11 protein-coding genes and 4 pseudogenes are annotated in these 15,571 nt (G+C 59.7%); 2 read left to right on the top strand and 13 right to left on the bottom strand.

The window, feature by feature from the left end; genetic code table 11:
- From AC1DDS_RS22130 to AC1DDS_RS22115, 4 genes and pseudogenes are all read right to left on the bottom strand, one after another.
- A partial coding sequence (locus tag AC1DDS_RS22130) for a LysR family transcriptional regulator (RefSeq protein WP_477480819.1) occupies positions 1-469 on the bottom strand: 469 nt, incomplete at its 3' end.
- Between the two features lie 335 nt (positions 470-804).
- A pseudogene (locus AC1DDS_RS22125) lies at positions 805-1,024 on the bottom strand (IS30 family transposase); the annotation flags it as partial.
- Positions 1,025-1,103: 79 nt separating this feature from the next.
- Positions 1,104-1,523 (bottom strand): annotated as a pseudogene (locus tag AC1DDS_RS22120) (helix-turn-helix domain-containing protein); the annotation flags it as partial.
- Positions 1,524-1,825: 302 nt separating this feature from the next.
- A pseudogene (locus AC1DDS_RS22115) lies at positions 1,826-3,251 on the bottom strand (ISNCY family transposase).
- A 403-nt stretch (positions 3,252-3,654) separates the two neighbouring features.
- Between AC1DDS_RS22115 and AC1DDS_RS22110 the strand changes: the two are divergent.
- A complete protein-coding gene (locus AC1DDS_RS22110) occupies positions 3,655-3,909 on the top strand; it encodes a type II toxin-antitoxin system VapB family antitoxin (RefSeq protein ID WP_477480818.1) in 255 nt (84 codons plus the stop codon).
- Positions 3,909-4,295, top strand: coding sequence for a type II toxin-antitoxin system VapC family toxin (locus AC1DDS_RS22105; RefSeq protein ID WP_477480817.1), 387 nt, complete (start codon positions 3,909-3,911; stop codon positions 4,293-4,295). Before AC1DDS_RS22110 ends, AC1DDS_RS22105 begins: the two co-directional genes overlap by 1 nt.
- Positions 4,296-4,890: 595 nt before the next feature.
- Here the strand turns inward: AC1DDS_RS22105 and dps are convergent.
- The 9 genes and pseudogenes from dps to AC1DDS_RS22060 all read right to left on the bottom strand — a co-directional run bounded on the left by dps (position 4,891) and on the right by AC1DDS_RS22060 (position 15,444).
- Positions 4,891-5,371, bottom strand: a pseudogene (dps, locus tag AC1DDS_RS22100) (DNA starvation/stationary phase protection protein Dps).
- 868 nt (positions 5,372-6,239) lie between these two features.
- Positions 6,240-6,539, bottom strand: a complete 300-nt coding sequence (locus tag AC1DDS_RS22095) for a helix-turn-helix domain-containing protein (protein WP_477480816.1) — start codon at positions 6,537-6,539, stop codon at positions 6,240-6,242.
- A gap of 118 nt (positions 6,540-6,657) precedes the next feature.
- Positions 6,658-6,969, bottom strand: a complete 312-nt coding sequence (locus AC1DDS_RS22090) for a hypothetical protein (RefSeq protein ID WP_477480815.1) — start codon at positions 6,967-6,969, stop codon at positions 6,658-6,660.
- A 203-nt stretch (positions 6,970-7,172) separates the two neighbouring features.
- Positions 7,173-8,327, bottom strand: a complete 1,155-nt coding sequence (locus tag AC1DDS_RS22085) for an amidohydrolase (RefSeq protein WP_477480814.1) — start codon at positions 8,325-8,327, stop codon at positions 7,173-7,175.
- Between the two features lie 133 nt (positions 8,328-8,460).
- The gene (locus tag AC1DDS_RS22080; protein ID WP_477480813.1) at positions 8,461-9,894 is read right to left on the bottom strand and encodes an aldehyde dehydrogenase; all 1,434 of its coding nucleotides are present in this window, start codon (positions 9,892-9,894) and stop codon (positions 8,461-8,463) included.
- 138 nt (positions 9,895-10,032) lie between these two features.
- Complete coding sequence (locus AC1DDS_RS22075; RefSeq protein ID WP_477480812.1) at positions 10,033-11,616, bottom strand: GMC family oxidoreductase; 1,584 nt, start codon at positions 11,614-11,616, stop codon at positions 10,033-10,035.
- Between the two features lie 38 nt (positions 11,617-11,654).
- Complete coding sequence (locus tag AC1DDS_RS22070; RefSeq protein WP_477480811.1) at positions 11,655-13,538, bottom strand: dipeptide ABC transporter ATP-binding protein; 1,884 nt, start codon at positions 13,536-13,538, stop codon at positions 11,655-11,657.
- Positions 13,535-14,455 (bottom strand): ABC transporter permease, encoded by a 921-nt coding sequence (locus AC1DDS_RS22065; RefSeq protein ID WP_477480810.1) that lies wholly within the window; start codon positions 14,453-14,455, stop codon positions 13,535-13,537. The genes AC1DDS_RS22070 and AC1DDS_RS22065 overlap by 4 nt, the downstream gene beginning before the upstream one ends.
- The gene (locus AC1DDS_RS22060) at positions 14,455-15,444 is read right to left on the bottom strand and encodes an ABC transporter permease (RefSeq protein ID WP_477480809.1); all 990 of its coding nucleotides are present in this window, start codon (positions 15,442-15,444) and stop codon (positions 14,455-14,457) included. Before AC1DDS_RS22060 ends, AC1DDS_RS22065 begins: the two co-directional genes overlap by 1 nt.
- Between the last annotated feature and the right edge of the window lie 127 nt (positions 15,445-15,571).

Here is a 15,571-nt window from a genome sequence, read left to right as displayed (position 1 = left end):
GCGTTTCGTGCCCCGGATTGCCGATCCGCAGCGCCACGTCCGCCTCGCGCCGCGCCAGGTCCAGCACGGTGTCCGCCACCACCACTTCGATCTCGATCCCCGGCCATTCGGTCCGAAACGCGGCAATATGGTGGGGAAGCACCCCCACGGCCAACAGGTCGGTCGTGGTAATGCGGATCGTCCCGCTCGGCCGTTGGTCCTGCCCGGTGACCTTCAGCGCCAGCGCTGCGATTTCCTCCTCGATGCGAAGGACAGAATGATGCATCTCCTCGCCCGCCGGCGTCAGTGCATAGCCGCCGGACAACCGCTCGAACAGCCGCGCGCCCAATCGCGCCTCAAAGGCGCCGATGCGACGGAAAACGGTCGAATGGGTCACACCCAGCGCGCGTGCTGCACCCGAAAGCGATCCCGCCCGTGCCACCGCCAAGAATATGCGAAGGTCGTCCCAATCCTGACCCTGCGCATTCATGCAAGGCTACCTTTCCAGTTTTGCCAGTCCCTGTGCATCAATAGCGTACCTATCTTCATTGCAGAAACAATGCCGATCCCCCGGCCAACCCCTTGAAAGGAGCAAGCCATGACCACGACAAATACAAAGACCTGCTGCGCAGTGACGAACTGTCCTGCCCCTCCTGCGTGCCCAAGATCGGGAAGTCGCTTCTGGCGCCGCCAGGCGTGATGTGAGTTCATGGTGAACCGCGACTTGCGGGCGCCTCCTTGGCAGAGAGCGCCCCGTCGAAAACACCAATGGCCGGGTGCGGAAATGGCTTTCGAGAGAGGTCGATCCTCTGTCGGTGACCGACGAGACTGCCGGTCGCAGAACCAGGTTTGCGTCCCGATGCAGGCCTGAAGGTACGGCCAGTCGGTGAACGATCGAAGGTGATCGAGCGGCGGGCGAGATGAGGCAGGGCCTGTAGTGCCCAGACAAGGTCATCCATCACAGGCCGTGATTGTCGATCGTTGTTGCGCAGAAAGATCGTAAAGCGGCTGACCCGTCCACAAGCGAGGTGACATTGGCCTCGCCACGCTTAAGCCCGCCAACGGGCAATTTTGCGTCGTTCATCCAGGTCAATAAGGGAGTAGGTGCGTCTCGTTGCGGCTTCACCGTTGGCATCATTCGCGTCGACGAAGACCAGCAGCGAACACGGATCTCCCCGGTCCTCGAACCAGCGATGCTCGGACCCATCGATCTGCACCAGCTCGCCATAGGCCTCGCGCCGCAACCGGGGCTGATGGAACGTCCGGCGCTGCTGGCGCGACAACCATAGGCCGGCCCAAGCTTCTCGGCCGCCAGCGTCGGACCGAAATCGGCATAACATTCGCGCACCAGCGTCACGGCTTCGTCCCGAACACCGTCACTGATCCGGTTGTTCGACGGCCGACTGATCGCCTTGTGTCGGATCGACGCCGCCGTCCGTGCGCATCCGCGCCAATAGGCGACGGATCTGGCGCGGGCTCAGGTCAAGAACGTGCGCTGCCGTCGCCAGCGTCATCCGGCCGGCGCTCATCGCAACCAGTCCCATCCGCAATCTCCCACGTCATCAAACGCTGGGAGTGTGACATTCATACTTTGCAGATCCAGGACATTCTAACTTTGCGGCTACTTATGCTGTCACAGCCTTTTAAAGATGAGACAAAGTAATCAATTTAGAAATGCGACTTTATCGTATTTCTTATTACTGCGTTTGCAAGCGCCCATATTTGTACAATACGCAGACGCAAGCCGCCGGACGGCTGGAGCTGGCCAGGGTTGCGCAGGCTGGCCGGCGGCGGATGGCTTAAAGTGCAAGAATAAACTTTAGCTTTGACAACCCGATGCCATCGATCACTCGGCCGCTTTCAGTCGCGCCAGCGCCTGCTGCCGTTTCGCGATAACCACAGGATCGGCGGTGAAGTCCGTTTTCTTGCCGGGTCTTGTGCCGCGTTTTTGATAGCCATTGCTCTGGCTGCCATCGCGAATGCCAAACATATGGTTCGTCTGGCCGGTGCGACGCGGACCGCTTTTGCTACGCTGTTGTTCACGGCCGGCCTGCATCAGCGACCAATGCCAGCATGTCATCGAGGCGCTTGTTCTCGACCACCTCGGATCTGTGCACCGAACGTAGCGTGTCGAACGTTCTGTAGGGCAGGGAGGCTTCCCCGTCCGTGATCTCGAGGCGTCCGTCGGGATAGTCGCAGACGATGACCTTCTTGCCCGCCAGCGCCGTTGCGCGCTCGGTCGGATCGAGAATGAACATCACCTTGTCATAGCGCAGCGTCAGGGACTGCGAAAGCTTACGAACCTCCTTGCGGCACATGACACCATCGAGGTTCTCGTGAGCCGCCAGCGGCCGGTGCATATCCTTCGGATTGCGCGGCTCCTTGCCGAAGCGAAGATTGAAGTCCGCCATGAACGCCGGCGCATAGGCGTTGGCCGCCTCGATCGTGTCGATACCGCGCAGCCGCAGTTCCTTCACCAACCGATCCTGCAACGTCTGATTGGCGCGCTCCACACGACCTTTCGCCTGCGGGGTGTTGGCGCAGATAATGTCGATGTTCAGCTCATACAGGGCCCGACCGAACTGCGTCAGACCACTCGTGCGGTCTTTCGCCGACGCATGCGTGCTGCGGAAAACCCCGTGCTTGTCGCTGTAGAACGCAATCGGCTTGCCCCATTGCTGCAAATAGGCCTTCGTCGCGTGCAGATAGTCAAAGGTGTTCTCCGAGGCGGCAAAGCGTAAGTGCAAGAGCCGGCCGGTGGCGTCATCGATGTAGACGAGCAGGGCGCATTTGCGGCCACGTTCTTCGAACCACCAATGATGCGAGCCGTCGATCTGAATGAGTTCGCCGAAACAATCGCGCCGACCGCGCGGCTGGAAAACCCGCTTCTTGCGCTCGCGCCGGGACGCCCAGATGCCGGCTTCTATCATCCATTGACGCAGAGTCTCCTTGCTGACGGCAATCCGATGGCGCTCGATCAGCTTCTCGGCGGCCAGGGTTGGCCCGAAATCCCGGTAATGCTCACGCACCAGGTTGAGCACCAGGTTGCGGAAGTCCTCACTGTAGCGCCGGTTGCTCGGACGGCCACGCTTCTTCGAGACCAGGCCATCGGCTCCGGCACGGTCATAGGCCTGCAGCAGCCGGTGCACCTGGCTGCGGCTGAGCCCAAGCAGTTCGGCCACCTGGACGACCGTCAGGCTACCGCCGCCAATCTGCTGGATGAGTTCAAGGCGATGCAATTCCTTTTGCGACATGACGATCAAACAAGACATGACGACTCCGAACGCTCATGGTCTCAACCACGCTTCACGTCGCCAGTCTTCCTTCCAAACGTTGACGTTTGACCAGCATCCCAAGAGGCGACGGCTGTCGCATCTCTAACTGGCTCATATGTCGCATCTCTAAAATGCCGTTACATATGCTAGTCGCGTAATCTATCTTATGGAACCGCCATGTGCGTGACACGGCTGGGCGCCGCCCTTGCGTCTTCGATGGCCGAAACCAATCTGGCGAGCACAGCGTTGATGGCGGCGAATTCGGCGTCTAAGGATTGAAGCTATCGTCGTTGCCCTCCTCTCCTCAGCGCGCAGCGATCTGACGCGAGGTGTTCGGTGGTATCTTGCCATTTCCCTCATTTAGGTAGAATGTAGAACAATAGGAACCAAGGAACCAACCATGGCACTTAGTATCAAGGATTCCGAGACCGAGCGTTTGGCAAAGGCGCTGGCCGAGAAGACAGGCGAGACCATCACGATGGCAACCCGCCGCGCCCTCGAAGAGCGCCTGCGGCGCCTTGCCAATTCCGGAAATCGTAGCGTGCTGCTGGAGGAACTCGCCGCGAGCCGCAGGCGCTGGGCAAAATTGCCAATCCTCGACAACCGCTCGGCCGACGAGATCCTGGGCTATGACGAAAATGGGCTTCCCGGCTGATGGTCATTGACACATCGGCCATCGTTGCGATCGCCTTTAACGAGCCGGAAGCCGAAGCATTCGAGACAAAAATCGTCGACGCCCCACGGCGCTTCATGTCTGCGGCCACGATCCTCGAGCTTTCAATCGTGATTGAGGCGTGCCTTGGCGATGCAGGAGCATCAGAACTGGACCTATGGCTCCACAAGGCCGGCGTCGAAATTGTCCCGGTCGACACAGACCAGATCGCAATTGCGCGCCGCGCTTGGCGCAACTTCGGCAAGGGACGCCACCCGGCGGCCCTGAACTACGGCGACTGCTTCTCCTATGCCCTGGCGAAGACGCGCGGCGAACCCCTGCTGTTCAAGGGCGACGATTTCTCACGCACAGACATTGAAGCAGCATGAACACACTGACCGACTAGATTTGCGTTTCAATCAACCCAATTCTTGTCCGTCGTGATTTCAAACTTGAATTTGCCTTACTTCGGGTGAGGCAATTCGTGGGCGGCAACCGCCGCCACACACGAATTGTTCTTATAAGCGGTAGCCGATTCCAACATCGATGAGCTGAGCCTGCCCCGTGATGCGGTCTGAATCAGCCCCGCCAAGTGCGAAACGACGCCGCCATGCCCTTAGGGCTGGGCCGGGCCCAGGGCGATGCCTTCGACGTACTTGTTGTAGGTTATGCCCCACTTGCGCACAGGGGTTTCAGCGCTCCCCTAGTTCGCCAACGCTTCCATCTCCACCCGCAGAGCCCGAAGGCGAGCCGTCTTGCGGACTCGCGCCTGACGCTCGGACAGCATAATCTCACGAGCAACTCGATCTGACCGCTCCTGGCAACTCTCTTTCCTTTTTTCCGATAACACTTTCACATTCGTCTCCATTACTGTTCCCTCAGCCAGTATCGTTTGGATGGGTATCCGCACGAGGGATAACCGAGCCTACAAGTCCTCCGCATCATCCAATCCAAGGCGCAACATGCCGTCGGCGACTACATCAGCTACTCCGTCTCTTGGGTATGCGCCTCGAGAAACCAGAGCGACTTGTCGAGCGATCGAATAGGCGGTGAAGATGTCCGCCGTGCCTATGTCGCCGGCCTCTTCCGCCTCAGCGATGGCGTCGCGTGCATTTTTGGCTGCGACATCATAGCGGTCGATGAGCGCCGCCAGATGATCTTTCGTCTTGTAGATGTCGGTTGGATATGGCTTCAGCGGAGTACGTTCGGCGATCGCTTGGCTGGCGCCGAGGGCGGTGCCGCCGAGTTGGACCGCACGTTCGGCTATGGTGTCGACATGGACGTCGAGATCGGCCCGAAAACCGTCGAGCATTTCGTGAATGGCAATGAATTGCGGGCCCTTCACGTTCCAATGGGCGTGCTTGGCGACGAGAGAAAGGTCGATGGCGTCCGCAAGCCCCGCATTTAGCAGATCATGATAGTTTCCTTGTATTGTAAGGTCGTTGCGTGTTTCGTAGTTATTCAATGGGTCGCCTCATTCCTGTAAACCAGGATATTATTCGGATATATTGCATCACACCTATACGCAGTTACATAGATTCTTATTTCAATACCAGTCAGCACTTTAAATGTTCTGACGTTATTGAAGGAGGAATTTAGTATACTTATAGCACCGATAGGTCTGTTCCAAGAGGACATTAGTTGTTATGCAAGATGTTGCCGCTGCTTTGCCAATTGATTGGCCGCTTGGCGCATCTACCTCGAACTGGTGCAGTCGCTTAACCGCGGCTGGTGACCGCCTCGGTGCTCACCTTCTGCCCGAGTGTTGTGGAATGCGAAGCCAATCAGGATGACGGAGCATCCCACAGCGATCCGGCCAGGACGTCTGCATCCGTGGCTGGCACGAACCCCATCTCGATCGCATCACGCGGGACCCTGACATGCGCAAGGCAGCCCTCCTGCAACGCGAGCAGATGCTGCTGGCTATCCCAGCCCGGAGAGGATTTCTAACCGAGTTCACTCTCGAACCACCGATGCGACGAGCGATCAGGCGGGCCAGCGGCTCGCCTGTCACCGTCGGAGGTGGCGGCCGCAAGCTATAAGACACGGAAATATGCCCACGACCTGCTTCTGCTGCGGGAGGTCACCGTAGATCCCCTGATGGGCGGCGGCGAGGCGGTTTCTTCCTTTGTTCGAAGAGGAATTGTCTCGCCCGCTTAAAGATGGCAACGGCTGATGCGAAGGGGGCTCGTTTTCGCTTCACTCGATACAGCTGAACCGCGCCGGGCTTGCAGCCATGGCCGGTCACCATGGCTCCCCGGCTTCGCTATCAGGATGGTTGCACGTCGTTGCGAAGTCGTCACGTTTGAGCATACATACTGCCTAGCGAAACCTCAGGGCACCCTGTCGCTAGCGACGATACCACCCTCTCCTTCCAGGCGGGCGATGCGTTTCGCCTCTGAATCGGTGAACTTCAGCCGGACGCCTTTTCCGCCACCATTCTCCTCAATGAAAACTGCGCCAAGCTCTTGCAGGGCCTCTTCTAACGTCGCGACGACCTCAGGCGTTGGTTCATCGATCATGCGCTCGAATTCCTCGATGATAGACTCATCGACTCCTGAGCGAAACGCCAGTTTGGTTCTAGTAACTTCGACAAGCGCACGCGCTGCCCGGCACTGCGGTCCTGTGATCATGTTTTCCTCTCCGAATTACCAGCACAGGGCGTACAAACAATCACTCTCTCCGACCGCAGATGAAACTACCATCTTTTTCGAGTTTATGCGCATTCGACCGCAACCCAATAGTCGGTCCTCATCGTTCGTTTTTCTCCGTGGCGCTCCCGACCCCGCGTCCAGGACGTAGGGCGGCCCAGAGCAGCTCATCTGGATAGCTTAAAGCCGTCGTGGCCTGCTCAAAGGTGATTGAGAGGCCCAAGGTGACGTAGCATGCCGCCTGCAAATCTCTTTGCCGGACGGGGTCAACATTGATGACGTGATCGGCAGCTAGCAGAAGAGGCAGAGGCACTGCATCTCCATCTTCCGCCAGAATGATGAGGCGCTTTCTTGATCGATAGTCGCCGTCGAAATTTTTCGAGATGCCGCCACAGCTTGATCGCATGGCCATCGATTCCTCGGCCCGGAGGTGCTCGCGGAAGCGATAGTGCCGCTCATCCACTTCGGGAATACAGCCGACCCTGCCTTGGTTCGGGCGCGCGCAACAAGGGACTAGACCCCCAAGGGCAAGTGGCGGAGAGGATGGGAGAACCTTCTCATCAGACAATGTATTAATTATTGACCTCAACGTCGTCGCTACGGACGAGCACTTTCCTAGGTCGCCAGCGCCGCGCCAATCAGCCGATCCCATAGGCTGATGCCATCACTTAGCACTGCATCATTGAAGTCGTAGTACGGCGAATGCAGCATCGGGTTCTCGCCCTCCTTGCTTGCGCCAAGCCAAATGTAGCAACCGGGTTTGCGTTCCAACATGAATGAGAAGTCTTCCGCGCCCATCGAGGGCGGAGCCGAGACAATCTCAAATCCTGCCTCTGCCGCGACGCTGCGTACGAAGGTGGCAGCCTTGGCATCGTTGACCGTTGCTGGGTAACGACGTTGATGCACGACCTCTGCGCGGCATTCGAACCCGGCGGCCACATGCTGCGCCACCTCTGCCAGCCGACGTTCGATCAGTTCGACACCTTCAGCGGTAAACCAACGGGTAGTACCAGCCAGATGTAGTGATTCGGGGATCACATTATAGGCGTCACCTCCGTGCATCTTGGTCACTGAGACAACGACAGAGTCGAGCGGCGAGACGTTGCGTGCCGCAATCACTTGAAGGGCCGAGACGATCTGGCTGGCGGCAAGGATGGAATCGGCACTTTGGTGCGGCATCGCACCATGCGCGCCCTTACCCGACACCGTGATGTCGAAGGTACCGAATGCCGACATCATCGCCCCGTCCGGGGCTGCCACGGTGCCGGGCTGGGCATCAGGCCAGTTGTGCAAGCCGAAGATCCGGTCGGGCGCAATCTGATCGAACAGCCCGTCCTCGATCATCTTCTGCGCACCGCCCTCCACCTCTTCGGCGGGCTGGAAGATGACATGGAGCACCCCGTCCAGATCCTTGCGGGTGGCGGCGTGGCGCGCCGCCGCCAGCAGCATCGCGGTATGGCCGTCATGACCGCACGCATGCATCATCCCCGGCACCGTCGAGGAGTGGGCTACCCCGGTCTGTTCATGGATTGGCAAGGCGTCCATATCCGCGCGAAGCGCAATGGAGCGTGTGGAACTGCTACGTCGTAACGTGCCGACGACCCCGGTGCCCCCCAGGCCGCGGGTCACCTCATAGCCGAATTCTGACAGCCTGCTGGCGACAAAGGCCGATGTGCGGTGTTCCTGATAGGCAATTTCCGGGTGCCGGTGCAGGTCATGGCGCCATTGCAGCGCTTCCTGAACAAGATCATGGGGTAGGTCAGCTGTCATCTGGTGCCTTTGAAGCTTATTGGGAGGAGCCGTCCGCCGGGGGGGCAGGCCGCGCATCCGTTTGCACTACTGTTGCAAATGTTGTTCCGGAAGCGCACGGCGCAGGCGAACAAGGACGTTGTTACTCCATGGCTCAAATGGCAATCGTCTTGTGCTCGATATAGTGGTTGATCCCTTCAGCGCCGAACTCGCGGCCGATTCCACTCTGCTTGAAGCCCCCGAAGGGCGAAAGCAGATCGATCGCCGCGTTGCCATGCGTCACCGTGCCAGTCCGCACGCGGCGGGCGATAGCTTCGGCCCTTTCCGCATCTGGCGTCCAGACCGACCCGGCCAAGCCATAGTCCGAGGCATTGGCCAAGCCGATGGCCTCCTCCTCGCTGTCATAGGGGATCATGCAGACAACCGGGCCAAATATCTCTTCCTGGGCAATGCGGGAGCTGTTGTCGACGTCAGTGAAGAGGGTGGGACGAATGAAGCTGCCGTGGTTGATGCCATCGGGCATTCCGCTGCCGCCAATGGCGATGCGGGTGCCCTCTGCTTCGGCCTGACGGATGTAGTCCGTTATCCGCAACCGCTGGCGTTCTGAGACAACCGGGCCAAGAAAGGTGGTCTCTGCACTTGGATCGCCGATGGTCATTTCCTTGATCATCGCGACCATGGCATCGGCAAAGTCGGCTTGGCGATGCCGCGATACCAGTACCCGGGTCTGAGCCACGCAGACCTGCCCATTGTTTGGGAAGGAGCGAAACTTGAGTGCCGCCACTGTTTCCTCAAGATCGGCGTCTTCCAGGACGATGGCTGCCGACTTTCCACCCAGTTCCAGGCTCACGCGTTTCAGAAGCGCGCCGCCAAGACCGGCAATGCGGCGCCCCACCGCAGAGGACCCTGTAAAACCGATCTTGTCGATTCCTGGATGGGTCACCAGACGTTCGCTGGTTTCCTTGTCGGCGGCAAACACGCTGAAGACGCCCTCGGGTAGCCCGGCCTCGGCGAACAACTCGCCCAGGAACTGGCCGTCAACCGCCGTTTCCTCGGCAAGTTTCAGCACTACGGTACAACCGGAGATCAGCGCGGGATAGAGCTTTCCAAGCGCCACCTGATGTGGGGCATTCCACGGAATGATGGCTGCAACGACGCCGACCGGCTCACGCAGCCAAAGGCTCTTGCCGGTGGGGAAGCCATCGCGGCGGTCCTCCCACGGGTAGCTGCGCGCTGCCTTGAAGAAGGCATGGCTCTGATTGGTAATCAGGGTCCGGATTGCCTGGGTGAACCAGTGCGGCGCGCCCATCTCGCGCGAAACGAAGCGGGCGAATTCATCCGAGCGCGCCTCGTATAGCGCATGGAACCTCTCGATTACCTGTATGCGCTCTTCCACCGAAAGGCGCGGCCAGGGTCCATGATCAAACGCACGGCGGGCCGCGCCGACCGCGCGGTCGATGTCCTCGTGGCTGGCCAGCGGGGCAGTGCCGACGACTGAGCCATCATAGGGAGAACGGACCTCAATGATCCGCGGAGCGGTGGAGGCGACGCGACGACCGCCGATGAAGAGTTCCGAAAATTCATTCATGTCAGGATCCGCCTTTTGAACGTGGTTCACTAACCTGCGTCCCGGCCGGGACGCAGTGGAGCGAGATGAGTGAGGGCACGCGACGTGCCGGGAGTCAGTTTGCGGCAAGGCCGGATACGCGCCCTTGCCAGGACGACATCAGGCGTGGATCAAATCCGAGGCCTTGTCCCCGATCATGATCGCGGTGGCATTGGTATTGCCCGAAATGTGCCGCGGCATGATCGAGGCGTCAGCGACCCAAAGCCCCTCGACTCCGCGCACCTTGAGGTCGGGGCGTACCACCGCCTTGTCATCCGATCCCATCCGACACGTGCCGACAGGATGGAAGAACGGCACCGTCGTGCGGCGCAGGTAGGCGATCTCTTCTTCTCGCGAGCTGCCCTCGGGCGGAAGGTCGAGAAAGCGCAGCATGTCTTCCGAAAAGGGCGGCTGGGCACAGATCCGACGGATCCACTCGATGCCGCGAAGCAGGGTTTCAACATCATCGGGGTGGTCCAGCAGGCGCGGGAAAATTGCCACCTTCTCCCGGGGATCGGCCGACCGAAGTTCAAGATGACCAACGCTTTTCGAATGATTGATGTTCATCAAGATGGTGACAAGATCCGCCTTCGGCACCTCGAGCTTAGTCTTGGTCTGAGCCAGGCCGAACGGGAAGAGGTGAAACTGCAGATCGGTATACTCCAGCTCCGGCCGCGACTTGATGAAGGCGATCAGCTGGGCAGTCGGCACGCTCATCACCCCTCGCCTGCCGAAGAGCCATTCTCCAAAGGCAACGGCGCCGCGTAGTGGACGAGCCATGCGGTTAGCGGTAGGCACTTTCATCTCGGCCAGCGCATAAAGGCCCGGATGCTCAAGCAGGTTCTTGCCCACTTCCGGGCTGTCGACAACCGGGGCGATCCCGTGCTTTTTCAGTTCGGCAGGATCGCCGATTCCGGACAGCATCAGCAGTTGCGGCGAGTTGATCGAGCCTGCAGACAGCACCACGCCCCGTCGCGCGGAGAAGGTGACACGTTCACCAGATTGGAGCGCCTCCACCCCCGTAGCGCGGCGGTCCACGATGATCACGCGTTCAACCAGCGTGTCGTCAATGAACCTCAGGTTCGGATTGCCGAGCTTCGGGCGGACGAAGCTGTCAAAACTCGAAGCACGAACACCGTTCCTGGTCGACCCCTGGTTCCAGGCTACGCCCTCATGCGAGACGCCGTTCATATCATCGTTGAAAGTGGCACCGGCAGCGAAGAAACTTTTCAGAAAGATCTCCGATACCGGATGCTTCCAGCGGAGCGCCGAGACGCGCTGCGGCCCCATGCCGCCGCGCACACCATTGTCCTTGTCGTTATCCGCCGTTTCCATCCGCCGGAAATAGGGTAATACGTCGTTCCAACCCCAGCCTGGGTTGCCCAGCTTCTCCCAGGCATCGTAATCCTGCTTGGCACCACGGATGAAGATCATGCCGTTGATCGCGGAAGATCCGCCCGGCACCTTACCGCGGGGCCAAGCCTCGGTCAGTCCCTTGCGGGTGGGATCAGGCTCGGTCTTGTAGCACCAGTCATAGCGCGGATTGCCGACCGTATGGATCAAGGCTGCGGGAAGGCGGGTGATCGGAATGCGCTCGCGCTTGCCCGCCTCGATGAGTAGCACTTTCATGCCCTTCTCGAGAAGGCGAGCGGTCAGGGGAGACCCGGCACTTCCCGAGCCGATCACGATGTAGTCGAAGTCCATCTGGTGAAAACCTTCAGTTCAAGCGTCTGTCCCGGATCTCAGGCCGGCACTGGGTTAAGATCGAAAGGAAGTCCTGGCGACATGCCGGGTGCGGGCATCCCACCTTCCGCCAAATGACAGGCAGCCAGATCGCCGCTGCCGCGCGCGAGAAGAGTCGGATCGTCCTTGGCACAGCGATCGAAGGCAAAGGGGCAGCGTGTGCGGAAACTGCATCCGGGCGGGATGTTGATCGGGTTCGGCGGCTCGCCCTCCAGCAGGTAGGTCGCTGTGTCATAGGGCCGGTGCTCAATCGCCGGCACGGCTGAGAGAAGCGCCCTTGTGTAGGGGTGGCCCGGGTTGAAGAAGGTGGTTTCGTTCCCGGCCAGTTCAACCACGCGACCAAGATACATCACTGCGACGCGGCTACAGACCCGACGCACCATGCCAAGGTCATGCGATATGTAGATATAGGTCATGCCGTGGCGTACCTGTAGTTTCTCAAACAGCCCCAGGAGCTTGGCTTGCTCCACCTGATCCAGTGCCGAAAGCGTTTCATCCAGGATCAGAAGTTCCGGTTCCAGCACCATGGCGCGGGCGATGTTGACCCGCTGGCGCTGCCCGGCGCTGAGGCCGACCGGCAGGCTATGGGCAAGCTCGGGCCCCAGACCCACCTCAGCCATGGTCTCTGCCACCTTCTCGCGGATTTCGGCCTTGGAGCGACCGCCGTGGATGATCAGCGGCTCGGCTACGGTCCGACCAATGGTCAGATGCGACGGGATCGAGTTGTAGGGGTCCTGCAACAGCAGCTGGAAGCCCCGGCGGAGCTTGAGGAGTGCGGCCCCTCGCAAGCCGCCCACGTCCTGACCTTTAAACAGGATCTTGCCGCTGTCGGGCCCCTCTAGTCGGCTCAGCAGCCGCGAGAGGCTTGACTTCCCGCAGCCGGATTCTCCGACAATGCCGAGGCTGTCGCCCTTGTAGACGTCAAAGGAGACCCCTCGGACCGCTTGCACACGTTGCTTGCCAAAAAGGCGACTTCTGTCCTTGGTCGTATAGGTGCGGCTGACATCGCGCACCGAAAGGATAGCCTCTTGCTCATCATTGGGGTTCACCGTGGCTGGGACGGCCGGGACTTCGCTCTGCGCCTCCCAGATACGCGGCATGTCACGGACCAGATGGCGGGTGTACTCATGTTCGGGCGCCTGCAAGATGCCCTGCATCGACTGGCGCTCGACGACCTTCCCATTCGCCAGCACCAGCACATTGTCTGCGATATCGTTGACCACCCCCAGAAGCGAGGAAACGAAAAGGATCGCAGTGCGGTATTCGGCCTGCAAGTCCCGTAGCAGCCGCAGAATCTGAGCGGCCACCGTCACGTCCAGCGGCTGGGTGATATTGTCGGCGACCAGAAGATCGGGGCTGGTAACCAGCGCATCGACGATCATCACCCGTTGCATCATTCCGCCGGAGAACTGAAACGGGAACTCGTTGAACCGTTCGGCGGCCGAGGGAATCCGGACAGCCTGCAGTGTCTCGATCACCCGCTTCCTTGCGTCGGCCTCTGATATGCCCGGCTCGACTGATTTCAACTTCTCGACGATCTGATGCCCGATCGGCAGCGTCGGATCGAGCGCGCTGGTCGGATCGGACCCAATGTACGAGATCTTGCGACCGCGCAGGACCTGCAACTGCCGTACGGGCATCTGCCTGAGATCCTCGCCATGGTAGAAGATCTGGCCGCTGGTCATCTCTAGCGGGCGCGAGACCCAGTTCACCATTGCCCGCGACAGCACGGTCTTTCCCGAGCCGCTTTCGCCGATTATGCCCAGAACCTCGTCCGCGTGGAGGTCGAGAGAGACGCTGTCCAGAACCTTGCGACGGCTAGCAGCAGACTGCAGTTCAACCGTAAGGTCGCGGACCCTAAGGATGGGATGCGCTTCGCTCATGATACCCCCTGCAGAAGCTTGTTGCGGGCCCGCTCCAGTGCGCCACCCATGAGGTTGATGCCGCAAAGCGAGATCGCCAGCAGAAGGCCAGGGACCGTGGTGATCCACCAGGCATTCATCAAGTATTTCGTTCCATCGGCAATGATGGTGCCGAACGTGGGGGTCGGCGGCTGGATACCGATGCCAATGAAGCCGAGGATAGCCTCGATGATCATCATCCGTGCCACATCCAGAACCGCGACAAAGGCGATAGGCGGCAGGATGTTTGGCGCGATATGCACGATCATGATGCGCAGATCCGAGGCACCGAGAATCTGGGCCGCGCGAACATATTCCTTGCGTCGTTCGGACAGCATCACGCTGCGGGCTGTGCGGGCATAGGCGGGCCAGCCGGCGAGGATCAGCACGCAGACGATTGAGAAAGGCGTCGGGCGAGAAACCCCCAGGATGGTGATCGCAAGTATGATGACCGGAATAGCCATCTGTGCGTCAGTGATCCGCATCAGGATCAGGTCCACCCAACCCCCGACGTACCCCGCAATCATTCCGATTGCTGAGCCTAGGAGAAACATTCCGACGACCGAGATCACTCCGATCATCAGTGCATTGCGCAGCCCGATGAGCGAACGGGCAAAAAGGTCGCGGCCCAACTGGTCGGTTCCAAGCACATGCACCCAGCTTCCGCCCTCAAAGCCGATAGGAGGCAAGAACTTGTCGGTGACGCTGAATTTCGTGGGCGAGACGCCAAGCAATGAAGGCCCCAGGACCGACAACAGGATCAGCCCGAAGAAGACGATAAAGCCTATCCGAAACTCGGTCGTTCTCCAGGCATTGATGAACATTGTCGCCGAAAGCGAACGCTCACTACGGAGGGGGGGTGGGGCGACAGAGGTAGTGGAGACAAGCTCGGGCGTCATCAGTATTGCAACCTTCTGTCAATCGTGGTGGCAGCGAAATCCACGAGGATGTTGACCAGCACCAGCACCGTGCAGGCGAGGATGGCGATGGCTTGGATCACGGGAAAATCGCGCTGAAAGACGGCGTTGATCATCAGCAGCCCGACACCAGGATAGTTAAACGCATATTCAATGACGAATAGACTGCCGAGCAGCAGGCCGATGGCCTGGATACCGACGACGTTCAGCACCGGGATCATCGAGTTGCGCAGGACGTGGGCCGCGACCATCCTCGATCGCGACAGGCCACGAATAATTCCCGACGGAACATAAGACTCCATCATGTTGCTGGATACAGCCACCGAGGCCGAGCGGATGAACACCGGCGAAAGCTCGATTGCCAGAACGAGCGCGGGCAAAATGGCGTAAGTCCAGTTCTGGTAGCCTATGGCGGGTAGAAGCCCTCCCTTTACCGAGACCAAGAAGATCAGAACCAGCGCCAGCCAAATGTTTGGGAGGGAGACAAAGATCGAGCTTAGGTATAGTGCGAGTCGATCGGGCCAGCGCCCGGAAAATAGTCCCGCACAGATGCCTATGGGAAGCGAGATCACTAACGAGATCCCGAGAGCGAGGCCGGCCAAAAGAAGGCTGTAGGGCAAGGCGGACAAGATCAGCCCCATAACCGGTGCGCGGTTTGAGGCATCGAAGGTGTCCCCTCCGCGCGAACCGCCGGTACTACCCCCTTGGGCACTTCGCACGAATGAATGACCGAAGTCGCCGCTTAGGACCTGAGTGGCGTATCCAATGAACTGCACCGGGATCGGATCGCGCAGACCCATCTTCTGCGCTGTCTCCTCGGCCATCTCGGCGGTGACCATCGGGCCTAGCATAATCCGGACGGGATCCCCCGGTACCACGCGAAGCAGCGTGAATATCAGCATCGCAACAAGTACGACGATGACCAAACCCTGCAGCAACCTGCGCAGAAAGAAGTCTACGGCAAATAACATGGCCAGTCCTGTTTGGGTCGCCCTGGCAATCGGCTGGGCTCGCATGTTCTTGCAACCGGCCCACCCGCAGGCGGGCCGATGCAAAATAATGGTTTGGAGAAGCATCCCGTCAAGGAAGAGCATCCCC

It is taken from the genome of Mycoplana sp. 10N416, assembly GCF_056394765.1.
Note: the sequence above shows the minus strand (reverse complement) of the source record. Positions and strands in the feature narration are given on the sequence as shown.